The organism is Gallibacter intestinalis, assembly GCF_014982745.1.
Lineage (GTDB): Bacteria > Bacillota > Clostridia > Peptostreptococcales > Anaerovoracaceae > Gallibacter > Gallibacter intestinalis.
Genome location: NZ_JADCKA010000002.1, coordinates 62,988 through 89,013 on the forward strand (window position 1 = coordinate 62,988; position 26,026 = coordinate 89,013).

Genomic DNA, 26,026 nt, shown 5'->3' on the forward strand with positions numbered 1-26,026 from the left:
AACTCCGTAACTGTAAGTTTATTTTCTTCTGTTTGCCATCATTTCAACAAGTTCTCTGTAAAATTCGGCATTATCATATTTTTCGATAACCTTTAAAGCATGGTTGTTTACTTCTTCAAGGCGTTTTTCAGACTCTTCAAGACCAAAGATTGCAGGATATGTTGATTTATTTGTTTCTTCATCATGACCTACATTTTTACCCAGTTCTTCAACTGTACCCGTAATATCAAGAATATCGTCTCTTATCTGAAAAGCCAAACCGAGATCTTCGGCATATTCTGTAAGATCATTAAAAAGATCTTCATCGGCACCTCCAAGATAGGCTCCTGCTTGCACTGCCGCTCTGATAATTGCTCCAGTTTTGTTTTTGTTTATGTAATCGAGATGTTCAACGGAAATACTTTTACCTTCAGCTTCGATATCGGCTACTTGACCTGCTATCATACCCAGACATCCTGCTGCATTTCCGATAGCATCAGCTGCTTTAATTTTTCTTATTAGAGAATCAGTGTTTTCTGTGTTTTTTATATCAGAAAGCATTGCCTCAAAGGCGGAATTAAGAAGCCCATCTCCTGCTAATGTTGCCATGGCCTCACCAAACATTACATGGTTTGTCGGTTTACCTCTTCTAAGATCGTCATTATCAACGCAAGGCAGGTCGTCGTGAATAAGGGAATAGGTATGTATATATTCCATGGCAAGTGCATATGGCAGTGCATCTTTTATATCTCCACCACAAAAGTCGCAGGTGGCAAGGACAAGAACTGGTCTGAGTCTTTTTCCTCCTGCTTCAAGACTATATTTCATGGCATTGTAAATAGTTATACTTCTTTCATCAACAGGAGGAAGATAATCTAAAAGATGTTCCTCAGCAATTTTTTTGTACTCATTAAAATTCATCTGATTCATTTTATGCATCCTCCTGATTTAAGAATGTTTCAATTTGTTGTTGTTTTTCATTCAAAATATCCTCACAGGCTTTACACTGTGAGAGACCCTTTTCATATAGCTTAAATGCTTCTTGTGCAGTCATATCGCCTTTTCTGAGTGTTTCAACTGTCTTTTGAAGCTCTGCTAAAGCCTTTTCTATATCATCTGATTTAATACCCATAGCTATTTTTTCTCCCTGACTTCTTTTACCTGTACTACTATTTCGCCATCTTCAAATTTTATATACAAAGTATCTGCTATTTTAGCGTCATAAACGCTTTTTAGTCCTTTTCCATCCTTATCTACTACGGAAACAAGTCCCAGCTTTTTGAGCCGAGCTGGGTCAAGACTTTCAAGTTGCGCTTTTAAGAAAAGTAACCTTTCTTTGTATCTATCAAAGAGATGAAGTACTGACAGCTTCATATCTTCTTTGTATGATGCAATTAACTCTTCTAAAGCATAGGAATCAAAGGCGGCTATGGTTGCAGCTGCCGTAGGAGTTTCAGCCCTTAAATCTGCGGCAAAATCGGCAATGGTAAAATCTGTTTCGTGACCTACAGCAGAAATCACCGGGATTTTAGAATTAAATATTGCACGAGCAACACATTCTTCATTAAAGGCCCATAAATCTTCCTGAGATCCGCCTCCCCTACCTGCTATTATTATTTCAACATCTGGATGCTCTCTGTTTATGGCATCTATTGCTGATGCTATTTGTAATGCAGCGCCATCTCCTTGAACTGCAGATGGATATATTAAAACATCTGTTACATCATTTCTGCTTTTTATAATTTTAAGCATATCCTGGAGAGCTGCTCCTGTTGGTGAAGTTACAATTGCTATTTTCATAGCAAAGGAAGGTATTTTCTTTTTGTGTTCTAAAGAAAATACGCCTTCCTTTTCAAGCTTTTCCTTTACTTTATCAAAGGCAATTGCAAGAGCGCCTCTTCCCTCCGCTTCCAGTTCTCTTATATTAAGGGAATAATATCCTCCTTTTTCGTAAACGGAAATGTAACCGCCTACAATGACATTCATACCGTTATCAAGCTCATATCTAAGCCGCAAAGCAGCACTTGAAGGCATAAAGCATCGTATGGTGCTAAATTCATCCTTAAGAGAAAAGAAAACATGTCCTGAAGAATGATATTTCAGATTAGATATTTCTCCTTCGACTCTTACATTTCCAATAAGAGGATCGCTTCCTAATATTTTAGATATATAATTATTTAACTGGCTTACCCTTACAGGTTTCAGTGGCATATGCCATTCCTCCGAGTTTAGATATTCCTATTGCATTATCAGCACCGTATTCGGCAAAAATTGCCTTGTCTTTTAAACATTCTTTTAAATAAAGGCTTTGTGATACTCCGCCGGCAAGAACAATTGGAATGTCTGGATACTTTTTCTTGCATGTTGCTATGATTTTATCAAGACATTCTGCTGTCATATTCATAAGTGTAATTGCAATTTCATCCTTTTTATAATCCGATATAATCCGGCAAAACTGAGTTTCTGCTCCGGACAGATTTACATCGTTACCGCTGATATGAAAAGGTTTTAATCCTTTAATTATGATATTTCTATCCGAACTGAATGCCAAACTGTCAATAGCTTTCCCCGCCGGAAAATCAAATCCCATTGCTACACCTATTCTATCAATCAGTTGTCCAAAAGAAATATCAAGGGTATGACCGATGATATCAACTTTATAGCCTGTTTTGTCAGCATTTTTAACGACTTTAAGAAATTCTGTTGTGCCTCCGGAAAGATGAAAGCAGATACATTCATCAATATCTGTAGCTGCTCTTATATGTCCCTCTTGATGAGAAAATTCATAAATTGGTACATTTAATGCAGTGCCCATTGAAATAGCAAAACTTCTCCCTGCTTCAAAGCATGGCATATATGAGCCTTCTACATTTCTAGGCCTTGCTGAAACACCTATAGACTTTATTTGTCTTATATCAACATCGTCCCTTACTTTTTTAATGATTTCAGGGAAATTCTTTATGTGATGAAAAAGCGCTTCCTGCTGCCTTAAGCCTCTTTCTCCTTTTTTTACTGGAAGCAGCTTTCGTCTATCAGAAATTACATTGCCTTCCGAATCTGTCACTGCCACAGAAGTTGTATAGTTACTTGTGTCTATCCCTAGATATAATTCATTCATAAGCAGTAGACCTAAAGATTTCTCTGTATGCTTCCCAGTACTCCGTTTATAAATCCAGCGGACTCAGCGCTGCAGTATTTTTTAGCCATTTCTACAGCTTCATTTATTACAACAGAATCCGGAGTATCATAATAAAGCATTTCACTTACAGCTACCCTTAGAATTGCAAGGTCAGCTTTAGGCATTCGTTTGGTACTTCTGCCTATGGCAAATTTATCTATTCTATCATCAATTTCCAAAGCATTTCTTCTGAGATTTTCAAAGTTAGTTCTCAGGTATGCCAAGTTGCCCTTATCCGCCTTCTGTTCAGCTAAAAGCTGTTCGAAAAGTTCGTTACTGCTGTCCTTTTGCGCTTCCATCTGAAATACCGCCTGCATCAGCAGCTCTCTGGCCTCTGTTCTTGTCATATGTATAATCCCTTCTATTTTAGTTCTATTTTCTGAACGTGAATATTCACGGCTTTTACCTTTGTATCGGTAACGCTTTCAACCTCTTTTTTTACATTTTCCTGAATATCCCAGGCTGCTGTAGGAATCTTAGTGCCGTATTTCAGTACGACATAAATGTCAAATATTACACCATCCTTGCCTTGGGATACTTTTACGCCTTTAGAAAGCAACTCTTTACCCAGTATGTTTTCAGACAGGCTATCGGTTATACCGCCTGTAAGTCCTACGACACCTTTTGTGCGCAATGTAGCATTTATGGCACAAATTGCTAGGACATGATCTGAAAACCGCTCTTCGGAAAGGTCTTCGGCATGAGTATATTCTTGAGTATCCATAAGCTCCACCTTTCTCTAATCATACTTATATTATTATAACAGAAAAGAGGCTGCATTTTAAGAGTTGCAGCCTCTTTTTCATATGTTCTTATTTAAATATTTCCTTTATGTTGTCCATAAAGCTGTTCTTTTTAGAATAGCAGCTGATATCAACTTCATCTGACATCCGTTTTATAGCTTTTTTCTGTTTAGATGTCAGCTTAGTAGGTACTTCGAGATTTACTTTTACATAAAGGTCTCCCTTACGCGAGCTTCTGGTGCTTACGATACCTTTACCCTTAAGTCTAAATACAGTTCCAGGCTGTGTTCCCGGCGGTATCTTATATTTAACCTTTTCCTCAAGGGTAGGAACTACGATTTCGTCGCCTAGTGCAGCCTGATCAAAGGTAATAGGAATTTCAATCTGAATATCCTGACCTGCCCTCTTAAAGAATTTATGAGGCTTTACACCGATTACGATGTAAAGATCACCTGCAGGACCGCCATTTTCTCCTGGTTCACCCTGTCCTCTTAAAGTAACAATTGAATCATTGTCTACACCTGCCGGTATATTCACTGAAATTGTAATCGTTTTCTTAACCTTTCCGGCACCTTTACAATCAGGACAAGGATTATCGATTATATAGCCTGTTCCTTTACATTCTGAACATGGGCTTGAGCTTTGGAACATACCAAATGGTGTCTGCTGGGAAGTAAATACTTCACCACTGCCTCCGCATTTTGGACAAGTCCTCTTTTCGCTTCCTGCAGCAGCTCCTGTTCCGTGACAGGTTTCGCATTCTACATATTTAGTAAGGTGTATTTCCTTTTTAACTCCGAAAGCCGCTTCTTCAAATTCAATGGTAAGATGCTTCTGAATATCTCTTCCCTTCTGAGGACCGTTACGCCTTCTTGAAAAGCCACTGCGTCCGCCGCCGCCAAACATTCCGCCGAACATATCAAAGATATCTTCAAAGCCTCCAAAACCGCCGCTGTATGTTCCGCCGCCGCCAAATCCTGCATTAGGATCAACACCTGCATGTCCGAATTTGTCGTATCTAGCCTTTTTTTCAGGGTCGCTTAAAATGCTGTAGGCTTCGTTTACTTCCTTAAACTTTTCCTCAGCATCTTTATCACCCGGATTTCTGTCCGGGTGATATTTCATTGCCATTTTTCTGAAGGCGCTTTTAATTTCATCTTCTGAAGCACCTTTTTTGAGACCTAAGACTTCGTAAAAATCTCTTTTCTCTGCCATTATTACTTATCCTCTTCATCTACAACTTCATAGTCAGCATCAACTACATTGTCATCTGCTGCTCCACTGCCTGCGGCACCTGCGCCTGTATCTGCACCAGCGCCGGCAGCTCCCTGAGCCTGCTGAGCCTGTTCATAAAGCTTTGATGACATCTTATGATACTGCTCTGTCAGCTTTTCTATTGCTGCTTTGATTTCTTCTACAGTACCGTTGTTGAGTACCTTCTGAAGTTCATCCTTTGCTGCTGTAATTTCATTTTTGTCGTTTTCATCCAGTTTACCATCAAGTTCCTTGAGGTTCTTTTCTGTTTCATAGATAAGAGTTTCAGCCTGGTTTCTAACTTCGATTTCTTCTTTCTTTTTCTTATCCTCTTCAGCATACTGTTCAGCTTCCTTAACCTTTGCGTTAATTTCCTCTTCGGAAAGGTTTGTGGAAGAAGTAATTGTTATGCTCTGTTCCTTACCTGTTCCAAGGTCTTTAGCGCTAACATTTACAATACCGTTGGCATCGATATCAAATGTAACTTCAATCTGAGGAACTCCACGAGGAGCTGCAGGTATTCCTGTAAGCTGGAATCTACCTAAAGTGATATTATCCTTAGCCATTTCTCTTTCGCCCTGCATTACATGGATATCAACGGCTGACTGGTTATCAGCTGCTGTTGAGAATATCTGGCTCTTCTTAGTTGGAATAGTAGTGTTTCTTTCGATAAGCTTTGTAGCAACTCCGCCCAGTGTTTCTATGGAAAGTGAAAGTGGAGTTACATCAAGCAAAAGTACATCGTTTACTTCGCCTGTAAGTACACCGGCCTGGATAGAAGCACCGATTGCAACGCATTCATCAGGATTTACACCTTTGAAAGGTTCTTTTCCTGCAATTTTCTTTACTGTTTCCTGAACTGCAGGGATTCTTGTAGAACCACCAACCAGGATGATTTTAGCCAAATCGGCTGTTGTTACGCCTGCATCTGCCATAGCCTTTTTCATTGGTTCGATAGTGGCTTCAACAAGGTGGCTTGTCAGCTGATCAAATTTAGCTCTTGTAATATCCATGTTCAGATGAAGCGGACCATTTTCATTTACTGTGATAAACGGCAGATTTACATTTGTAGTTGTTGAGCTTGAAAGTTCTTTCTTTGCTTTTTCGGCAGCTTCCTTAAGTCTCTGAAGTGCCATCTGGTCAGCTCTAAGATCAACGCCGTTTTCCTTTGCGAATTCATCTGCCATGTAATTGAGCAGAGCGTTATCAAAGTCGTCACCACCCAGTTTATTGTTACCGGATGTTGCCAGTACTTCAAATACTCCGTCGCCCAGTTCCAGTACGGATACATCGAATGTACCGCCGCCCAGGTCGTATACTAATATCTTATGATGTCCTTCTTCCTTATCAAGTCCATATGCCAGAGCTGCGGCAGTAGGTTCGTTGATGATTCTCTTTACATCAAGACCTGCAATCTTACCTGCATCCTTGGTAGCCTGTTTCTGGCTATCAGTAAAGTATGCTGGTACGGTGATTACCGCTTCTGTAACCTTTTCACCGAGATAGCTTTCAGCATCGTTCTTAAGTTTAGTAAGAATCATTGCAGAAATATCCTGAGGTGTGTATTCCTTTCCGTCTATTTTTACCTTGTAGTCTTCACCCATATGTCTCTTGATGGATGAGATTGTTCTGTCAGGGTTTGTTACAGCCTGTCTTTTTGCTGTTTCACCTACTAGTCTTTCACCATTTTTTGCAAAGCCAACAACTGATGGAGTTGTTCTGTTACCTTCCGCATTGGTTATTACTGTAGGATCTCCTCCTTCCAAAACTGCTACGCAAGAGTTTGTTGTTCCCAAGTCAATACCTATTACTTTTCCCATTTTCTTTCTTCTCCTTTTATATTTTTATTGTATTTTTTTCTATTTAATAAGCGCTTTAATTAGCGACTTTTACCATTGCAGGTCTTATGACCTTGCCGTTTAATGTGTAGCCCTTTTGAAGGACTTCGCTTACCATGCCGCTTTCGACCTTGTCTGTGTCTTCCATCATTACTGCGTTATGGAAGTTAGGATCGAAAACAGTGCTTTCTGCTTCAATTTCTTTAACACCGGCATCAGTAAGTACATCGCTTAGCTGCTTAAAAATCATTTCGATTCCCTGTTTGAAACTGTCTCCTTCTGAAGCATCAGCTCCAAGAGCTCTTTCAAAATTGTCCATAACTTCAATTAGCTTTAAGACGATTTTTTCATTGGCGTAGGCATGAATTTCACTTTTTTGCTTTTCAGTGCGCTTTTTGTAATTCTGAAAATCAGCCATGAGCCTCAGATACTTAGTGTTAAGATCTTCATCTTCCTTTGTTTCTTCACAAGTTTCTTCTTTTTCTTCTGAACCTTCATCATATGCCCCGCTTGTGTCTTTTGGTTCCTGTTCTTCTGCTTCAGGTTCTTCTTTCAGTTGTTCTTCATTCTGAATGTTTTCATTTTCAGGCATTTGAACATTCTGATCCTTTTCAGTTTTATTCGTCATCTTTGCCTCCTGTGAGTCTAAATGAATTTGTGAGGTTTTCGGTGAGGTATTCTATAACCGAAGTGATTTCACCGTATTTCATACGGGTTGGTCCTATTACTCCCAGCTTACCGACTAGCTTTCCATCCACATGGTATGTAGCTGTTATAAGGCTGCAGTCGTTTAAGCTGTCATCATCATTTTCCGTACCTATGGTAATGATTATTCCGTCATCTCTTGTGGCAAGCTTTCTGACAAGCTCATCCTTACGGTCTATCATTTCCATAAAATCCCTTGCTCTGCTTATATCTCTGTATTCAGGCATCGAAAATATATTTTTAACGCCGTCCATATACAGGTTTACATTAAGCATCTCTTCAAGGGTCCTTATAAAATCAGGCATTATATTTTGAGCCAGAGCGTTCATGGCGGCAGCATCTGTTTCAAAAGACGAGATTATATCGCTTCTCAATGCTTCGGAAATGGTTTTTCCTTTAAAGGAATAAGTCATGGATTTTGAAAGTATCCTGAGCATTTCCTCAGTATATGGATGCTTTAATCTCAAAGCGGTATTTGAAACCTTGCCTGAATCTGCAACAATCATCAGTATTACGCTATCCTCATCCAATGGAAGGACATTTACGCACTTGAGCTTATCGCTCTCAACGCTTGGTGTCATCGCAAAGGATGTCAGATTTGTAATCTGAGAAAGTATCTTTGCTGCTCTTTCCAGTGTTCTATCCAGCTCTGTAAAGTTTTCGTGTAGCTCATTTACGATTATCTTTTTCTGGTCATTGGAAAGTTCTCTTTTTTTCATTATCTCATTTACATACAGTCTGTATGCCTTCTGAGAAGGAACTCTTCCTGCAGAGGTATGTGGGTGTGTCAGAAAACCCATTTCCTCCAAATCCGCCATTTCATTTCTGATTGTAGCAGGACTTACACCTAAATCGTATTTCTTGGACAGTGTTCTGGAACCAACAGGTTCAGCCGTCGTTATGAAATCGCCTATTATGGCCTGAAGTATTTTTAGTTTTCTCTCGTTCAGTTCCATAATCATTCTCCTTTATTATTAGCACTCATTATCTACGAGTGCTAACTACAATATTTAGTATACTCTCATTTATTTCTATGTCAACTAAAATAAGAAAAAAGTTTTGTGACAGATATGAAAGTTGCTGTGATATACTTTTCGTGTTTAATACGACATTTTAAATTGCATAAAAAGATTAGATACTGTATAGTTTAAGAGGTGTAATAAATGAAAGGAGTTTAACTAATGGAAGCAATTGATGTAGGCATACTATCTATATTGCCCCCTATTATCGCCATTGCACTGGCGCTTATAACAAAGGAAGTAATTTCTTCCTTACTTGTGGGTATTTTCTTTGGAACCTTCACATATGCGTTCTGCTCAGATCTGGGATTTATGGGAGGTCTTAATGCTACCTTTTCCCTTATGGCTCAGAAAATCGGAGACAACGCGATGATGATTTTGTTCCTATCACTTTTGGGAATTCTCGTTGTACTGGTTACAGCAGGCGGAGGCTCTCAGGCTTATGGTGTATGGGCGGCAACAAAAATTAAAAATAAAAAAATGGCTCAGCTAGCAACTGGTCTTTTGGGTTTTATAATCTTTGTGGATGACTATTTTAACTGTTTAACTGTTGGTACTGTTATGAAACCTGTAACCGACAAATATCGTATTGCCCGTGCAAAACTGGCATATCTTATAGATTCAACGGCAGCTCCGGTTTGCATTATAGCCCCTGTTTCATCGTGGGCGGCAGCGGTAGGCTCTACCCTTTCCGGCGCTGGAATTTTTGAAAGCGATATTATGGCTTTTATCGCCACAATACCTTTAAATCTATATGCTCTTCTTACAATAACAATGGTTGTTGTAGTGGCTGTAACTAAGATAAGCTATGGTCCTATGAGAGAAATTGAAAGAAGAGCAGAGCTCGAAAACGAGTTAGGTGCTCTTAATTCCGAAGCAGTAGCTAAAACAGATGATTCAAAGGGACAGGTTAAGGACCTTCTTATACCTATAATATCTCTTATTTTACTTTCTCTGGCAGCTATGCTTTATACTGGCGGATTTTTCTCCGGTGAAGGTGTAAACATCGTTGAGGCTTTCGGTAACTGTGACTCATCCAGGTCCTTAGTATTTGGTGGCTTTGGCGCTATAGTTGTTACCTTTGTACTCTATTTGCCGAGAAAAATACTTACATTTAAGGATTTCATGGGAAGTGTTAACGACGGTATAAAGATGATGGTTCCTGCCATTACAATTTTGGTTTTAGCTTGGACGATTTCAGGTGTATGTGGAGATCTTCTTTCTACAGGAGAATACATTGGAGGCGTAGTTGAACGAAGCAGCTTCCCTCTGCAATTCCTGCCTGTTGTTATTTTCCTTGTGGCTGCATTCCTTTCATTTTCAATGGGTACGGCCTGGGGCACATTCGGAATACTTATTCCTATAGTAATTCTCATTTGCGAAGAATCCATGGCTACAGATCCGTCGCTTATGACAGCTACTCTTGCAGCTACATTGGGCGGCTCTGTATTCGGTGACCACTGTTCACCTATTTCAGATACGACTATTCTTTCTTCTACTGGTGCAGATTGTAATCATATGGATCATGTATCAACGCAGATACCATATGCGATTACAGTAGCAGTATCCTGTGCTGTTGGATATCTCGTATCTGCATTTACTGGATTTAGCATTGTAGCTACTTTAGGTTCAGGTCTGCTTACATTGGCAATACTGCTCTTTGTAATCAATAAGCTTACATTAAAAAAGAACGGTCAAAATTAGGTACTTACCATAGTTTAAACTATAAAAAGACTCGCGGATTATCATGACATTTCCGCGAGTTTTTGATTTTAATAGACCCATATAAAATTATGCTTTATAGACTCTCCTCCGTCTACAACTATGCTTTGTCCTGTACAGAAAGAATTGGTCATAGTGAGAAAGTACGCCCACTGAGCTATTTCCTCAGGAGTTGCCCATCTATCCAATGGGGTTTCATTCATAATCTGTGCCCAAAGCTTATCGTCCTCCATAACCGGTTTATTTAATGGAGTTAAAACACCGCCAGGATCAAGGCTATTACAAGTTGCACCAAACTCAGCGACTCTTAATGCAACATTTTTGGTGTAAGCTATAACACCGCCTTTGCTTGCACAGTATTCGGGAAATTCAGAGCCTGTATGTCCACTGGCAGAGCCTATGTTTAAAATCGAATGTATATCCTGTTGCACTCCATATTTTTCAGTTAGATGAATTAAAGCTTTTAAATTTGTATCTATATCATCTTCATTTTGAGTTCCAGCATTGTTTATTAAAATATTTACTCTAGATATTTCTGGAAGTTTATCATAATCTCTTATATCTATCTGATAATGGGTGTAATTATCATTTATTATATTTCCTTCATTTTTGTCAAAGCCGATGACTTCATGTCCTTTATCTAAAAACAGTTGGCATATTGCCCTTCCAATTCCTTGGGAAGTTCCGGTTATAAGTACTTTCATTTTCATTACCTGCTTTCCTTATCTAGTGCTATTCATATATTTTATATATTCCTTACCGATATTTCTTTTCTTCCAATTCTGTGTAATTTTATAGCCAATAGGTGAAAATGCAATTTCCATTATCAATTCCGCCACTGCGCCAGTAAGAGCACATGTTATACACTGAATTACAGTCCAGTGAAAACCGTCCCAAAAAATTGGAGCAAATCCCACAAAAACGATTAGAGAAAATATCAGATTGTCCATAAACTGCCCTATAAAGGTTGAAATATATGATCTAGCGGCAAAGGCCTTTCCTCCGTCTGGATTGTCGATAAAAGCCTTACCTATGGTCCAATTTAAAAAGTTATTTATCACAGCTGACGCCAAAAAAGCCACGGTACTTCCCAGCAGTATGAACCATGTTCCTCCCAAAATCCTATCTAAAGCAGAATAATCATCAGCATTTGATGGAATAGCGCTTGCAATATAAAATATTAGGCATGTCATTAGATTGATGCAAGATGCTAGTATTGCGATTTTACTGGAAGCCTTGGGACCGAAGTGCTTTGTAATTATATCCATACACATAAACGATAGCCAGGATATTAAGATGCCTCCGTCAAGGGCAATCCATTGGGTTTGTATCAGCGTTTTATTGGCCAATAGATTCATGCAAATAACGCTTACAACAAATAATGACACCGTTGTTGCAGGAATACATTGCAAAAGCAAAGCTGTTTCTATTCTCTCTCTTTTAAACCAGGAAACCTTTTCTCTCATGTAAATCTCTCCTTATTTACCAGAGCTGCTTTAGCTTCCTGAAAATTAACAGGTGTACATTTTATAAAAAATGGCCTTGCAAAACGCAAAGCCACTTTGTTTTATATTAGAAAAGCAGTCCTGGTTTTGTTTTACGACAGGATGGTACAAACGAACTGTCGTCATCTTATGATGAATTTAATTTTTAACACTGACATATTATATATGAAAGCGCTTAGGATTACAATGATTTTATCCAGCCTTTAGTTCTTTTTACGGCCTCATTCCATTTACTTATGCATTTATTTCTTTCATCCTCGCTCATATTAGGATGAAATACCCTGTCTACAGCAAAATTTTCCTTAATATCATCTATATTCTTCCAATAGCCCGTTGCCAAGCCTGCAAGGTAAGCTGCTCCCAAGGATGTTGTTTCAATGCATGCCGGTCTTACTATATCGCAGCCTGTTATATCAGCCTGAAAGCCTGCAATGAAATTATTAGCGGCCGCCCCTCCGTCTATTTTTATTTTCTTAAGGGAGGTACCACAATCTGAAGCCATAGCTTCGGCCAAATTCTTTGTCTGGTAGCCTAATGATTCGAGGACAGCCCTTGCTATATGATTTTTATTTGTTCCTCTGGATAACCCGAATATAGCTCCTCTAGCGTATGGGTCCCAGTAAGGTGCTCCTAAACCTGTAAATGCTGGTACAAATACCGCTCCATTGGTATCTGAAACTGACATGGCCATTTTCTCCGTTTCAGCTGAATTTTTGATTATTCCCAGTTCATCTCTAAGCCACTGAACAGCTGCACCTGCTACAAACACAGATCCTTCAAGGGCATAATTTACTTTGTCTTCAATCCCCCATGCTATGGTTGTGAGTAGGCCGTTTTCACTTTTAACAGGTCTGTTGCCTGTATTCATAAGCATAAATCCGCCTGTACCGTAGGTCATCTTGCAGTCGCCTTCATCAAAACAGTTAAGTCCAAATAGAGAAGCTTGCTGATCTCCTGCAGCACCAGCGATAGGAATTTTTCCGCCGAAAATATGTGCATCTGTAAATCCGTAAACAGATGACGAAGGAACAGGCTGTGGCAGCATACTTTCAGGTATATTGAGAAGTTCTAATATTTCCTTATCCCATTTAAGTGAGTGAATATCAAACATCATTGTCCTGGCTGCATTTGTGTAGTCCGTAACATGTACACGCCCGGAAGTCAGCTTCCATATGAGCCATGTTTCTATGGTTCCAAATAAAAGCTCTCCTTTTGCAGCCTTTTCTCTTGCGCCATGGACATTTTCTAGTATCCATCTGAGTTTTGTTGCAGAAAAATATGGGTCGATTAGCAGGCCTGTTTTTTCTTTTATCATATCCGTTTTACCGGCATTTTTTAAACTATCACAGTATTCAGCTGTTCTTCGACATTGCCATACTATTGCATTGTATATAGGAACGCCTGTATTTTTGTCCCAGACAACTGTTGTTTCCCTTTGGTTTGTTATTCCTATGGCAGCAATATCTTTAAATGTACAGTTGATCTTATACATGGCCTCCTGTGCTACTCCTATCTGTACAGACCAGATTTCCATAGGATCATGTTCTACCCAACCATTTTGCGGAAATATCTGCTTAAATTCCTTCTGAGCAGTGCTTACGGTATTCCCCTCTCTGTCATAAAGCACACATCTTGCACTTGTAGTACCTTCATCAAAGGCCATAACATATTTTTTCATAAGCTCATCCTTTACTTTATTTTAAAACTATACGAATTCACACATAAAATCATTTGATTTTAGAAAACCTTCTTCAGTAAGAGTGATATGCCCATCTGAAGAAATATTTATCAAACCATTGTTTACATAATTATATATTATATTTTCAATATTCGGAAATGCTTTGAATATGCTTAATCCAAACTTTTTTTCAAATTCCTTTGTATCTATACCATCGGACGTGCGCAATGATGTGAAACAAAATACTGACATTGCATCTTTAATATTTTCTTTATCTTTGATATTTAAATCAGCAATATGTCCGTTTTTAATTTTGTCTTTCCATGTTTTTATAACCGAAGGATTTTCATATCTAAATCCGTCTATATATCCTGATGCTCCAGGACCTACTGCTGCAAAATATGACATATCCCAGTATTTAAGGTTGTGCCTACATCTGTAGCCAGGTTTTGCCGCATTGGATATTTCATAATGCTCAAAACCGTTTATTTTTAAAGCTTCACAAGCAGTAAGATACATCCTGTCTGCTTCCTTATCATCGACACAATTTAAATTGTCATTTTTATATCTCTCGTAAAAAGGCGTATTTTCTTCAATTTGTAGCCCGTAAAAGGATATATGCTCAGGCCCCAATGAAACGGCTTGATTTAAAGTATCTTTCCATAGTGACATATCCTGATTAGGAAGAGCAAACATAATATCGATATTGATATTATTAAATCCTGCCCTTCTTGCTTCTTTAAAGGCTGTAATTCCTTGCTCACTATTATGTAGTCTGCCCAATGCTTTTAAAACTTCATCATTAAAGGACTGAATCCCGATGCTCAATCTGTTTATTCCAGAACTTTTATAATCTTTAAGTTTATCATTTGTTAGTGAATTAGGATTGGCTTCACAAGTTATTTCAGTGTCCTCAGCTAAATTATAGCTTTCTTTTATTGTTGTGAGAAGCTGATCCATTTGACTGCCGGATAAAAGAGAAGGCGTACCTCCTCCGATGAATACCGTATCCACTATTTTATCCTGGATGTATGGCTTATTGCCTCTCTGTTTTAGCTCTTTAAGCAGAAAGTCTATACAGGTGCTACGCTCTGTTTCCTTCATAGGAAAAGAAAGAAAGCCGCAGTAATCGCACTTTCTTTCACAGAATGGTATATGTATGTATAATCCGATATTCTTTTTATTTGTTATCATCATATTTCAGTACGGCAGTAAAGGCCTCCTGAGGAACCTCCACCTTACCGAACTGCCTCATTCTCTTTTTTCCTTCCTTCTGTTTTTCAAGAAGCTTTTTCTTACGGGAAATGTCACCACCGTAGCACTTGGCTATTACATCTTTTCTGTAAGCTCTTACAGTTGTTCTCGCAATAACCTTCTGTCCAATTGCAGCCTGAATAGGCACTTCAAACTGATGCATAGGAATTACTTCCTTGAGTTTTTCACATACGAACTTTCCTCTTGCCTGAGCCTTTGATTCGTGAACTATCATAGAGAAGGCATCCACAAGCTCCTTGTTAAGTAAAATATCCATTTTAACAAGCTTTGAAGGCTCATAGCGTATAAATTCATAATCAAGGGAGCCATATCCCCTAGTCTTTGATTTCAGCGCATCAAAGAAGTCATAAATAACTTCGTTTAAAGGCATTTCATAATGAAGCTGAACCCTGTTTTCGGTAATGTATTCCATATGGATCATTTTACCTCTTCGTTCCTGACATAACTCCATAATGTTACCCACATATTCCTTTGGAATCATAATGTCAGCTTTAACAATAGGTTCCTCTATCTGTTTTACCAATGTCGGTTCTGGCAGATTGCTTGGATTTTGAACCATCATTTCAGTACCGTCATTTTTGATAACCTTATATATTACGCTTGGTGAAGTTGTAATTACACCTAGGTCAAACTCTCTTTCAAGTCTTTCAACGATGATTTCCATGTGCAAAAGACCAAGGAATCCGCACCTAAAGCCAAAACCCAACGCCTGAGAAGTTTCTGGTTCAAAGTTGAAAGCGGCATCATTAACCTGCAGCTTTTCAAGGGCATCCTTTACATTTTCATATTTTTCACCTTCAGCAGGATATATTCCGCAGTAAACCATTGACTGCGCCTTTTTATAGCCAGGAAGCGGTGCATCTGCAGGATCGTTGTCTAATGTAACGGTATCTCCTACTCTTGCATCCCTAACCTGTTTAATGCTTGCACATATATACCCTACTTCACCTGCTTTAAGTTCGTTGCAAGGAACAGGTCCCGGAGAGTATGTTCCAACCTCAGTAACTTCGTATTTCTTGCCGGTATTCATAAGGCGAATTGTATCTCCTGCCTTTACAATACCGTCAAAAATTCTTGCATATATTACAACGCCTTTATAATTATCATAATACGAGTCGAAAATAAGTGCTTTAAGCTTACCTTCCGGATTACCAGATGGAGCAGGCACTACTTCAACTATCTTTTCAAGAAGATCTTCCACACCGGTTCCTTCCTTTGCTGAAACAAGTGGTGCTTCTGATGCATCAATTCCTATTACATCTTCAATTTCCTGTTTCACCTCATCAGGTCTTGAGCTTGGCAAGTCTATCTTGTTTAAACAAGGTAGTATCTCCAGATCTTCGTCTAAGGCAAGATAAACATTTGCTAAGGTCTGAGCTTCTACGCCCTGGGTCGCGTCCACAACAAGAACAGCCCCTTCGCAGGCTGCTAAAGAACGTGAAACCTCATAAGTAAAGTCCACATGACCCGGAGTATCTATGAGGTTAAATATGTATTCCTGACCATCCTTTGCTTTATAAAGGAGTCTGCTGGTCTGAAGTTTAATAGTAATACCTCTTTCCCTCTCCAAGTCCATATTATCTAAAAATTGTTCCTTCATATCACGCTTGGCAACACATCCTGTTTTTTCCAAAATTCTGTCTGCCAGTGTTGATTTTCCGTGATCTATATGGGCTATAATGCTAAAATTTCTAATATTCTTCTGATAATGATCCATGAGTTCCTCTCTTCGTTGAAATTTACGGATTTCGTGTTATATTTTACATTAAATTTGTGTTGATTTCAATTGTTAACTGTTATATAATATCACATGCGAGTTTATTATTGAATTGCATTAAATTAAAGAAAGTGGGGTAAGTTTAAATGGCAAATATTAAATCCGCAAAGAAAAGAATCAGTGTAGTCGACAGAAAAACAGCAAGAAACAAGAGAGTTAAGAACCATATCAAAGAAGTTCTTAAGGATTTCGATAAGGCTATCGAAGCTGGCGATATGACTCTTGCTAAGGAAAAGCTTGTTTTGGCTGAAAAGAAGCTTATGCAGGCAGCTGCAAAGGGTGTTTTCCACAAGAAAGCAGCTTCCAGAAAAGTGTCGAGACTCAATCAGAGATTCAACAAAGCTAACGCTTAAAATCTCATCCGTCCCCACAAGAGTATAAGTTAAATACTCACTATATGAAGAAAACCGGCGTTTGTCTCAGGCCGGTTTTTTCTATGTCCTAACCCAATTTCTCGAAGAGAAATTGATGGTAGGACAAGCACATAAATTGCGCGGCTTTAGCCGCAGTGCAATTTTACAGTGCTCTATTAAATATTCTCCCCTCTTTTAATCTTTCTTGTAGTCGTTCTTATAAAGTCGGTTTTTCTGATGATAATATCTTTTACCCTCTTATAGCTGGCAAGCTTTCTGTTCATTTGATATATTTCCTCTTTAAACAGCTCAAATATCTCATCATCGGTCATATTACCTTTTGCTTTTTCAAGAGCTTCATAATCAGGGAAAATCTGTACAGTTATTCTATATTCTTCTTCGTTCTTTTCCTTAACTCCGTAAACCATACAGTCAACTACATAATCAAGGTTTCTTATTACAGCCTCGATTTCTTCAGGGTAAATGTTCTTACCTGTCTTTGTGACTATGATATTTCTGCTTCGTCCAGTAATATATAGCCAACCATCAGGATCCATAAATCCTAAATCACCGCTATGAAGCCATCCGTCTTTTATTACCTCAGCTGTTTCCTCCGGCATATTGTAATAACCCATCATTACGTTAGCGCCTTTAATCAGGATTTCACCGATACCATCCTCGTCCGGCTGGTCTATTTTAATTTCCACCCCAGGAATTGCAAGTCCAACAGATCCGGATTTTTTATATGCGTTTTCAAAATCAGGAATAACAGTTACCAATGGTGCAGTTTCAGTAAGTCCGTAACCCTGAGAAACATCAAATCCAAGATCTATAAAGCCTCTTAAAACTGCCGGATCTATTGCTGCTGCCCCACTTATGAGATAACGGAAATTACCTCCAAATCTATTTCTAACGCCGCTAAATATCTTTTTACGCTTATCTATTTTGAAAGTCATAAGTCTTCTGTTAAGTCTTACAGCTTTAAGCATTGCATTTTCACTGCCGTTCTTTTCTGCTTCCTTCCATATTTTACTGTACATGGACTCTATGATAAGAGGGACTCCTACAATAAGACTTGCTTCTGACTCTCTCATGTTTTTAAGCATATATTTCAGTCCCTCGCAGAAGGCCACAGATCCGCCCTGAAAAAGCACTGCGAGTATACCCATGGAGGATTCCAGTGTGTGATGTATAGGAAGCACAGAAAGAGCCCTATCATCTTTTTTAAGATTTATTACCTGATTGGCGCCTCTTATAACATGACAAATATTTTTATTTGAAAGCATAACTCCCTTTGGAGTACCTGTTGTACCAGAAGTAAACAGAATTTCAACCATCTGTTCAGGGTCTGTTGTAACATCGGCAAATTGATCTCTTCCCGTTTCAAGAAGACCTCTTCCCTGGAAAATAAGATTATATATATGATGCTCTGCTGTCATACTTTCATCATTTTGGTAAGCATCCATTACAAACTTATGGGATATATCAATATTTTCGAAATAGTTGCCGTAGTTGGAAGTGAAGAAAACAGCTTCACAGTCCGCCGCCTTAATAAGGTTAACTATTTCTTCCTGCTTTAAATCCTTATCGATTGGAACTGCAACTCCTACACCGGAAACTGTGGCCATATATGCCACTACCCACTGATAGCAGTTGTTGCCCATAATTGCAATCTTTGAATCCTTAAGTCCTAAATCTATAAGTCTTGCTCCAAGAGCTTCGACATCCTTTTTAAACTGGGAAAAACTGATTTCAAAATATTCTCCACCCTTTTTTCTTTTAGCCAAAAAGGCAGTTTTTTCTCCAAAAAGCTCATCACACTGATACAGCATTTCTCTTAAGGTGGTTAATTCTCTAACTTTGTGTAATTTAGTTTCGCTTATCATCTGTTCGTCTCCAAATGTCTGTTATATATCCACAATTTATAGTATAATAACTAAAGCCATTATACTATAAATAACCATAGAAAGGAAATGAGATTTTGAGTATACATATAAATGCCACAAAAGGCAAAATAGCTGAAAGCATTCTCCTTCCGGGAGACCCACTGAGAGCCGAATTTATTGCCCACAATTATCTTGAAGAACCGGTTTTATATAACGATGTGCGAAATATGCTTGGTTATACAGGAAGATATAAAGGTGTTCCGGTTTCAGTTCAGGGAACGGGAATGGGTATGCCGTCCATAGGCATATATACTTGGGAGCTTATGACAGAATACGGTGTCGAAAACTTTATAAGAGTCGGTACTGCCGGTTCATTTAACGAAAATATTAAGAACGGAGATATTGTTCTTGCCGTTGCAGCATCTACCGATTCAAACTATTCGCATGCATTTAATATCCCTAATTCCTATGCACCATGTGCCAGCTGGAAGCTTCTATCTAAAGCCCATGATATAGGTAGAGAGATGAATCTATCTATGACTGCAGGTAATGTGGTTTCCTGCGATGTCTTTTATGAAACGGAGCCTGACTGGTGGAAAAAATGGGCTAAAATGAATGTTTTAGCTGTGGAAATGGAAGCGGCAGCTCTCTATATGAATGCAGCTTATCATCGCAAAAATGCCCTAGCAATGATGTGCATAACAGATCACTTCATCACAGGTGAAAAAGCTACAGCTGAAGAAAGAGTTAAAAATAATGATGAAATGATAAGATTTGCTTTGGAACTGGCAACGAGATAACAATGAAAAAGGACTGTTTTTTAAGACAGTCCTTTAAAATTACAGTTTACTTTATCATATCCGTTATCAGAAAGCTTTTTTTCAAGGCCCTTTAAAACTCTAAACTCCCCTGCATCCTCGATTATAACTTCGTTTATATCCTTTTCTATAATATAGTTATAAAGACTGCGAAGGATATTATTTGATCTAATCATCCTAAAATCTGCTCCAGTTTCCACTGCCTTTGCGTAAAGATGGTCGAGGCTGCTGTCTCTGGTTTCAGGATTCATATAGTAGGTTTCATATGAACAGAGATTAACTATAAAAAGCTTATCCTCTTCGGAATTTAAAAGTTCCATGCCGGCATCAGCCAGAATTGCAGCTTCAGGCTTTCTTGTTACACATACGAGTATATTTGTCATCTTTAATTCCTTTTTATATTGTTAAATTATTTTACCTTTTCAATATATCCCTTTTCTAAGAGAAAATCTATAGTATTTGTATCACAGTCCCTTACATTTATATAATCCGAGTAAAAGTCATAATACTCTATATGCAGTCCGAGATTGTCAGTATAATCAATCTCCTCCTCATATGTCCTGTTATGAAAATCCTTGCTTATGCATTCGATAAGTTCGTCTATGTGCTTTGGATCTGTAACATCCCTCTTATGAACATATGCATCTTCTGCAGTAGTCACATAAAATTCTGTTATCTCCATTTTAGCATTGCTTAAGGAAAGTTGATCCTTAAACTCACCTGATTCGTATATATATCCTAATTCATCAACTTCCTTATATGGCAGCGTATATCTTCTACTTATTGTAGAGCCGTCTTTAAGATTATAGGTTATATCAAAGCTTCTGTATTCTCCCCAATCAGCATTATCAGAAGGCGGAGCATTATATTTACCATCCAAAACTCCCTCCTGGATTTTTACAACATTGGAAATCACATCCCTGTCGTTAAAAACATTGTAGTCTTTGTTCATAACTTTATCTTCAATAGGATAGTCCATCATGATACCACTGGCATCAATCTTTACGGATTTAACCTCATTAATAGATGGTATTCTGCCCTCATATCCGTAAATATCAACCACAAAAGACAGAAGGAAAATCAGACCTATTGCAGTCATTATTGCCATATTAGCCAGCGAACGGCCCTTAAATATCCTAAAGGTTCTGTTAAGCAGCATGTAACCTATAATGATTCCGATTATAAGTCCAAAGAAGCTTGCGACAATCATGACAAAGCTGTCAATATAGGCTACAAAGAAGATGGTACCTATAACGGTCATCATATATATGCCTGCAAGTATATTTAGAACCCATTTAACCCAACCGAATGTAATAGCATTGTCACATCTTTCGGGTTTAAGTCTTTTATATGCTAGCGCTGAGACGAAATATATTATCAGTGATACAAGAAAATATACAAGAGTCGATAAAGAAACAAAACTCCAGTTTTCACTTGTAATTGGTGACATTGCAAGAACAACACTGCCTATGTTGCTGTTAGCCATAAACCCAGTTAGAAAACATGAAGCAAAAAGCAATATTACGCCGTAAATGCTCTGTGGCAACAGTGAAAACCAGAACGACATAACGACGTGCATTGTTGAAGTTCCAGTTACTACCGCAGCTATTGTACATATGGCTAGTTGAAATAATGATGATAACAAAGCAAACAAGAGAGCATTTAAGGCAGTCTTGGCGCCTACTGCTACAGCAATGTAAAGGGCTAGAACAATATTTGGTATATTAATAATCAACAATCCTGCCACTATAGTGCTTGCAAATATTTGCATTCTTGTAAACGGCAGAGAGTGAATAAATACTGTAGCGCTCTTTTTATGTAAGAATCCAAACAATGGTACAGATACTATTAGCGGCATAAAAAAGCTGTATACTCTAATTCCAGCAAAAGTACCATACTCTGTATCCGCTGCGATAAATGATTGTTCTCCTGTATTTATACCTTCCGGAAGGATGTATATTACCACATAATACAAGATTGCAAAGAACATCACAGGCATATATCTTTTCAAACAGCTTTTAAGTATAGCCGCAGAAAATATACCGTTAGACGAATATCTGTTCATCTTTGCCTCCTCCCAGTTCGTAAATGAAAATTTCTTCTAAAGTAAGCGGCAATACATCGAAAACCGCTGGATTATTTCTACCTATAATATCCTCTATTTCTTCAAAACTGTTTTTAGCGATAATCAGCTTAACTGAACCTCTGCTGTCCTCATGAATTACATTAAGGCCTTTAAAAGGATCATACACTTCAGATGTAAAGGCCACCTGAACCTTATGTATATCAGTTTTAAGTGTATCTATATCTCTTTCTATCTGAACTCTGCCATTTTTCATTATTCCTATGGCATCGCAGACACCTTCCATTTCCCTCAGGTTATGAGAAGAAACCAAAACAGTCATCTGTCGGTCTGCAACCTCATCTACTATGATGCTCCAAACTCTTTTTCTCACAATTGGATCAAGGCCATCAATTGGTTCATCCAAGATCAATATTTCAGGCATAGTGGAAACAGCTAAAATAAAATAAGCCTGCTTTTGCATTCCCTTTGAAAAACTGCGCAAGCTCTCCTTTTCATTTAAACCAAAGGAAGAAACTAGGCTGTCATACTTTTCCCACGACCATCCCTTGTAAAATGATGCATATTGCTTAGACATATCCTTAAGTGAAAAGCCGTGATAAAAGAAAAGTTCATCAGGTACATATGCCATTTTCTGTTTTATGGCAGTATTTTCATAAATTTCCTCACCCATTATTTTTATGGAACCGGAATCTGGTTTTAAAATACCCATTATATGTTTTATCAATGTAGTTTTTCCTGAACCGTTAACACCAACAAGTCCATATATGGAACCTTTTTCTACATTAAGGTCAACACAGTCAAGGACTCTGTCCTTTGTATCAAAGCTTTTGACAAGATCCCTGATTTTAATCATTTCCATTCACCTCTCTCACTTAAAATGTCTTCTATTATTCTTTTAGCATCTTCCAAACTTATGCCGGTATAATAGAGCTTGTTAATGTCTTCTCTGAGAATTCTGGTGAGTTTTTCAACTTCCCTCTCATCCACATCCATTTTTTTTACATTGGAAACAAAGGAACCCTTTCCCTTGACTACATAGATATATCCCTGCTCTTCAAGCTTTGTATACGCTTTTTGTACAGTATTTGGATTTACCGTTATCATCTTGGAAAGCTCCCTTACTGACGGTAACTTTTCATCAGGTGCAAGTACACCTGTAACCATAAGCTCTTTAAAATTGTCCGTAATCTGCTCCTGTATTGATTTGTGACTCTTTAGATCTATTTGGAACATCCGGCTCCTCCTTTTCTTTAATAAGTGTACTACATACAATAGTACACTGTCAACAAAGAAAACGCGGCTCTGATTAAGCCGCGTTAAATCTCACTGTATATATAATAATAGTTAATCAAGATAGAAGTAGTTATATCCATAGAACTTAGTAGCTGATGGATCTTCATTGTATTTATACATGAGAAGTTCCGAAACAGTTACCGTCTGATATCCTTGGGATTGAAGCCATGGAAGTATCTGTTCAGTTGCCTCTGCTGATGAATCATATATAGAGTGCATCAAGATAACCTTACCATCAAGATTACCTGAACCCTTTATCTGTTCAACAACTGAAGCAGCATTTCTAGATTTCCAGTCCAGAGTGTCCACTGACCACAATATACCCGGTTTGCCAAATATCTCTGTTGTCTTTTCATTACCGTTACCATAAGGAGGTCTGTATACAGTAGGCTTTTTACCTAATCTGCTTTCTATGGCCTCGTCTGTCTTATCGTTCTGTTCTTTTATGGCAGCATCGCTTATCTGGAAGAGATTTGGGTGATTATAGCTGTGGGAGCCGATTTCACAATTAAGCTCTTCCATTCTCTTGAGATATTCTTCCGAATCACTGCAATTTTCAACATTTTCACCAAGTTCAAAGAATGTGGCAACAGCACCGTTCTTTTCGAGGGCATCTAGAATTCTGTTAGTTGTGCCTTTTTTAGGACCATCATCGAAGGTTATTGCTACCATAGGCTTTGATGGATCTAAACCTCTAGAATCTATTTCATCTCTAAATACATTTTCCACATCACCGTTCTTTACTTTGATTTCAGTCAAAGAATCCATATCCTCAACCTGTCCTGCATCAAAGTAGAAGATTGCATCCTTGCCATTTAGAGCAAATCTGTCATAATCTACATCTGCAGCGGCAGCCTTGTCAAATCCCTTTGATTTAAAGAAGTCAGCCAGCTGATCTCTGTAGCCAGGTTCAAAGGCCATAAGTGAAAATACCTCTGCACCGTTTTCAGTATTAAAGGTAAATGTTTTTACAGTATTTGAAACTTGCTGCAAATCGCCTTTATCATCAGCTTCCTGCACAGCAGTTTTAACTACAACACTTCCAGTACCTTGATCACCTTTATATGTATCGCAGCAGATTAACTGTGCGACCTTACCATCTCCGCTGTTGCCGTATTTTGATCTGAAGGACTGCTGTTCATCCTGTATGAGCTGTGAAATTCTTGCGTCTACATTTTCCAGTCCTATTTCAGGATACTGAATTGCACTTGAAGCATATTCTCCGTAGTTATACTCTGTCTGAACATCTCCGATGTCATCGCTTTCTACGTTAGCTGAAAAATATCTATCCGCAAATCTTTCAAAACCGCTTTCATTATCGTAGTTGTTTGCTGTTAGATACTTATATGCTGCAAATCCCCCCGCAGCAAGTATCACAATAAGTACAACTACAAATATAAAGCAACCGAATCCTGATTTTTTCTTCCTTCTCTTTTTTGTTGGCCTTCTTCTGGCTGTATCGCTTCTCATTCATCCTACCTCATCACTTAAATAAAAGTTTTTGTTTTTAATAGACTTTAAGAGTTTATCATATCTATTCATTAAGTGCAATATTCATCATCACGGCACATTCTATTCTCTTTTTATGAAGTTCACATGAAAATTCACAGACAGTTTTTACATCACCGTTCATATGATATGCATTAGCAGAGCATCCGCCGCTGCAATAGAGCTTTGCAAAGCAATCATCACATTCTTTTCTTGAATAAACATTGCATCCTTTAAATTCAGAAACAATCTCACCTTTAGTTATTCCATCATCTAAATTACCCATTTTATATTTGTCATCCCCTACAAACTGATGACAAGGATAGATATCTCCTTCTGGAGTAATAGCAAGATATTCAGTACCTACGCCGCAACCGGAAATTCTTTTAGAAATACATGGGCCACCTGTGAAATCGATAGTGTAATGATAGAAATTAAATCCGTTTCCATCTTTATATCTCTTGATCATTTCTCTTGCAAGAATATCATAATTTTCCTTTAATACCGGTATATCTTCCTCTGTAAGAGCATATGGCATATCCGTTGAGCATACAACGGGCTCCATGGAAAGCTCCTTAAAGTCTAAATCAGCCATATGAATTATATCCTTTGCAAAGTCACGATTGTACTTTGTGTAAGTACCGCGCATGTAGTAGTCTTTTTGATTCCTACTATCTGCAAATTTCTTGAATTTATCGATTATAAGGTCATATGTGCCCTTGCCATTTTTAGTTTTTCTCATGTTATCGTTTATTTCAGGCCTTCCGTCAAGAGAAAGCACTACATTTCCCATTTCTTTATTAGAAAATTCGATAACATCATCATCTATTAACAGACCATTTGTTGTCAGCGTAAATCTAAAGTTCTTGTTCTTTTCCTTTTCTATTAATCTAGCATATTCAACTGTCTTTTTACATACTTCCCAGTTTAAGAGGGGCTCTCCGCCAAAAAAGTCAACTTCAAGGTTCCTTCTTCCCGGACTATGCTCAACTAGAAAATCTATAGCCTTTTTAGCGGTTTCAAAGGACATCAACCCTTTTGGTCCGTTGAATTCGCCCTTTCCTGCAAAGCAATATCCACAGTTCATATTACAATCATGAGCAACATGAAGACATATGGCTTTTAAAACCGACTGTTTATCCTTCATATAAGGTGCCAGGTCTCTAAAAATGTCATCGCTAAAAAGTTTTCCTTCCTTTTTTAACAATTCGATGTCCTCTAGTGTCTCTGTTACATCATCGATGGTAATATCATTATATTTATCTTTTATTTCATTAAAAATTAACTGCGCGTCGCCAATACCTTCATCAACAAGTTTGATAATGTCATAGGCAACATCGTCAACAGAATGGATGCAGCCGCTGTTGGCATCAATTATAATATTGTATCCGTTGTTTTTATACTGATGGATCATTTATAATCCGTTCCT

At 38.1% G+C, this 26,026-nt stretch carries 25 protein-coding genes; 3 read left to right on the forward strand and 22 right to left on the reverse strand.

Features of this window, described 5'->3' with window-relative positions:
* Positions 1-18 precede the first annotated feature (18 nt).
* The 10 genes from INF20_RS01740 to hrcA all read right to left on the reverse strand — a co-directional run bounded on the left by INF20_RS01740 (position 19) and on the right by hrcA (position 8,653).
* Positions 19-909, reverse strand: a complete 891-nt coding sequence (locus tag INF20_RS01740; protein ID WP_226384669.1) for a polyprenyl synthetase family protein — start codon at positions 907-909, stop codon at positions 19-21.
* 1 nt (position 910) lies between these two features.
* The gene (gene xseB / locus INF20_RS01745) at positions 911-1,111 is read right to left on the reverse strand and encodes an exodeoxyribonuclease VII small subunit (protein WP_226384670.1); all 201 of its coding nucleotides are present in this window, start codon (positions 1,109-1,111) and stop codon (positions 911-913) included.
* Positions 1,112-1,113: 2 nt separating this feature from the next.
* Positions 1,114-2,190, reverse strand: a complete 1,077-nt coding sequence (gene xseA / locus INF20_RS01750; protein ID WP_226384671.1) for an exodeoxyribonuclease VII large subunit — start codon at positions 2,188-2,190, stop codon at positions 1,114-1,116.
* Positions 2,153-3,097: a tRNA (adenosine(37)-N6)-threonylcarbamoyltransferase complex transferase subunit TsaD gene (locus INF20_RS01755; RefSeq protein WP_226384672.1), complete on the reverse strand. Its 945-nt coding sequence runs from the start codon at positions 3,095-3,097 to the stop codon at positions 2,153-2,155. Before INF20_RS01755 ends, xseA begins: the two co-directional genes overlap by 38 nt.
* Positions 3,098-3,108: 11 nt before the next feature.
* Complete coding sequence (gene nusB / locus INF20_RS01760) at positions 3,109-3,504, reverse strand: transcription antitermination factor NusB (protein WP_226384673.1); 396 nt, start codon at positions 3,502-3,504, stop codon at positions 3,109-3,111.
* A 14-nt stretch (positions 3,505-3,518) separates the two neighbouring features.
* Complete coding sequence (locus INF20_RS01765; RefSeq protein ID WP_226384674.1) at positions 3,519-3,881, reverse strand: Asp23/Gls24 family envelope stress response protein; 363 nt, start codon at positions 3,879-3,881, stop codon at positions 3,519-3,521.
* Between the two features lie 88 nt (positions 3,882-3,969).
* Positions 3,970-5,115 (reverse strand): molecular chaperone DnaJ, encoded by a 1,146-nt coding sequence (gene dnaJ, locus INF20_RS01770; RefSeq protein ID WP_226384675.1) that lies wholly within the window; start codon positions 5,113-5,115, stop codon positions 3,970-3,972.
* Positions 5,116-5,117: 2 nt separating this feature from the next.
* Positions 5,118-6,974 (reverse strand): molecular chaperone DnaK, encoded by a 1,857-nt coding sequence (gene dnaK, locus INF20_RS01775; RefSeq protein ID WP_226384676.1) that lies wholly within the window; start codon positions 6,972-6,974, stop codon positions 5,118-5,120.
* Positions 6,975-7,029: 55 nt separating this feature from the next.
* The gene (grpE, locus tag INF20_RS01780) at positions 7,030-7,620 is read right to left on the reverse strand and encodes a nucleotide exchange factor GrpE (protein ID WP_226384677.1); all 591 of its coding nucleotides are present in this window, start codon (positions 7,618-7,620) and stop codon (positions 7,030-7,032) included.
* Complete coding sequence (gene hrcA, locus INF20_RS01785; protein WP_226384678.1) at positions 7,610-8,653, reverse strand: heat-inducible transcriptional repressor HrcA; 1,044 nt, start codon at positions 8,651-8,653, stop codon at positions 7,610-7,612. Before hrcA ends, grpE begins: the two co-directional genes overlap by 11 nt.
* Before the next feature lie 225 nt (positions 8,654-8,878).
* On the opposite strand from hrcA, the gene INF20_RS01790 reads away from it, so the two are divergent.
* Positions 8,879-10,420, forward strand: coding sequence for a Na+/H+ antiporter NhaC family protein (locus tag INF20_RS01790; protein ID WP_226384679.1), 1,542 nt, complete (start codon positions 8,879-8,881; stop codon positions 10,418-10,420).
* 68 nt (positions 10,421-10,488) lie between these two features.
* Here INF20_RS01790 and INF20_RS01795 read toward each other — a convergent pair whose 3' ends face one another.
* The 5 genes from INF20_RS01795 to lepA all read right to left on the reverse strand — a co-directional run bounded on the left by INF20_RS01795 (position 10,489) and on the right by lepA (position 16,613).
* Positions 10,489-11,148, reverse strand: a complete 660-nt coding sequence (locus INF20_RS01795; protein WP_226384680.1) for an SDR family NAD(P)-dependent oxidoreductase — start codon at positions 11,146-11,148, stop codon at positions 10,489-10,491.
* A gap of 12 nt (positions 11,149-11,160) precedes the next feature.
* A complete protein-coding gene (locus INF20_RS01800; protein WP_226384681.1) occupies positions 11,161-11,904 on the reverse strand; it encodes a VUT family protein in 744 nt (247 codons plus the stop codon).
* A 220-nt stretch (positions 11,905-12,124) separates the two neighbouring features.
* Positions 12,125-13,621: a glycerol kinase GlpK gene (gene glpK, locus INF20_RS01805; protein WP_226384682.1), complete on the reverse strand. Its 1,497-nt coding sequence runs from the start codon at positions 13,619-13,621 to the stop codon at positions 12,125-12,127.
* Between the two features lie 27 nt (positions 13,622-13,648).
* Positions 13,649-14,815, reverse strand: a complete 1,167-nt coding sequence (gene hemW, locus INF20_RS01810) for a radical SAM family heme chaperone HemW (RefSeq protein WP_226384683.1) — start codon at positions 14,813-14,815, stop codon at positions 13,649-13,651.
* Positions 14,802-16,613, reverse strand: a complete 1,812-nt coding sequence (gene lepA, locus INF20_RS01815; protein WP_226384684.1) for a translation elongation factor 4 — start codon at positions 16,611-16,613, stop codon at positions 14,802-14,804. The genes hemW and lepA overlap by 14 nt, the downstream gene beginning before the upstream one ends.
* A 146-nt stretch (positions 16,614-16,759) precedes the next feature.
* Between lepA and rpsT the strand changes: the two genes are divergently transcribed.
* Entirely contained in the window at positions 16,760-17,026 is a 267-nt protein-coding gene (gene rpsT / locus INF20_RS01820) for a 30S ribosomal protein S20 (RefSeq protein WP_226384685.1), read from the forward strand.
* A 176-nt stretch (positions 17,027-17,202) separates the two neighbouring features.
* On the opposite strand, the gene INF20_RS01825 is transcribed toward rpsT, so the two are convergent.
* The gene (locus INF20_RS01825; RefSeq protein ID WP_226384686.1) at positions 17,203-18,912 is read right to left on the reverse strand and encodes an AMP-dependent synthetase/ligase; all 1,710 of its coding nucleotides are present in this window, start codon (positions 18,910-18,912) and stop codon (positions 17,203-17,205) included.
* 95 nt (positions 18,913-19,007) lie between these two features.
* Here INF20_RS01825 and deoD point away from each other — a divergent pair, with 95 nt between their 5' ends.
* Positions 19,008-19,712 (forward strand): purine-nucleoside phosphorylase, encoded by a 705-nt coding sequence (deoD, locus tag INF20_RS01830; RefSeq protein WP_226384687.1) that lies wholly within the window; start codon positions 19,008-19,010, stop codon positions 19,710-19,712.
* A 20-nt stretch (positions 19,713-19,732) separates the two neighbouring features.
* Here the strand turns inward: deoD and INF20_RS01835 are convergent, their stop codons facing one another.
* The 6 genes from INF20_RS01835 to scfB form a co-directional block, all read right to left on the reverse strand.
* The gene (locus INF20_RS01835; RefSeq protein WP_226384688.1) at positions 19,733-20,113 is read right to left on the reverse strand and encodes a hypothetical protein; all 381 of its coding nucleotides are present in this window, start codon (positions 20,111-20,113) and stop codon (positions 19,733-19,735) included.
* Positions 20,114-20,139: 26 nt separating this feature from the next.
* A complete protein-coding gene (locus tag INF20_RS01840; RefSeq protein ID WP_226384689.1) occupies positions 20,140-21,795 on the reverse strand; it encodes a hypothetical protein in 1,656 nt (551 codons plus the stop codon).
* Positions 21,776-22,669, reverse strand: coding sequence for an ABC transporter ATP-binding protein (locus INF20_RS01845; protein WP_226384690.1), 894 nt, complete (start codon positions 22,667-22,669; stop codon positions 21,776-21,778). Before INF20_RS01845 ends, INF20_RS01840 begins: the two co-directional genes overlap by 20 nt.
* Positions 22,666-23,049: a GntR family transcriptional regulator gene (locus INF20_RS01850; RefSeq protein ID WP_226384691.1), complete on the reverse strand. Its 384-nt coding sequence runs from the start codon at positions 23,047-23,049 to the stop codon at positions 22,666-22,668. Before INF20_RS01850 ends, INF20_RS01845 begins: the two co-directional genes overlap by 4 nt.
* A 111-nt stretch (positions 23,050-23,160) precedes the next feature.
* Positions 23,161-24,579 carry a polysaccharide deacetylase family protein gene (locus tag INF20_RS01855; protein ID WP_226384692.1) on the reverse strand — a complete coding sequence of 473 codons (1,419 nt, stop codon included), beginning with the start codon at positions 24,577-24,579 and terminating at the stop codon, positions 23,161-23,163.
* Positions 24,580-24,643: 64 nt separating this feature from the next.
* The gene (gene scfB / locus INF20_RS01860) at positions 24,644-26,011 is read right to left on the reverse strand and encodes a thioether cross-link-forming SCIFF peptide maturase (RefSeq protein ID WP_226384693.1); all 1,368 of its coding nucleotides are present in this window, start codon (positions 26,009-26,011) and stop codon (positions 24,644-24,646) included.
* Positions 26,012-26,026 lie beyond the last annotated feature (15 nt).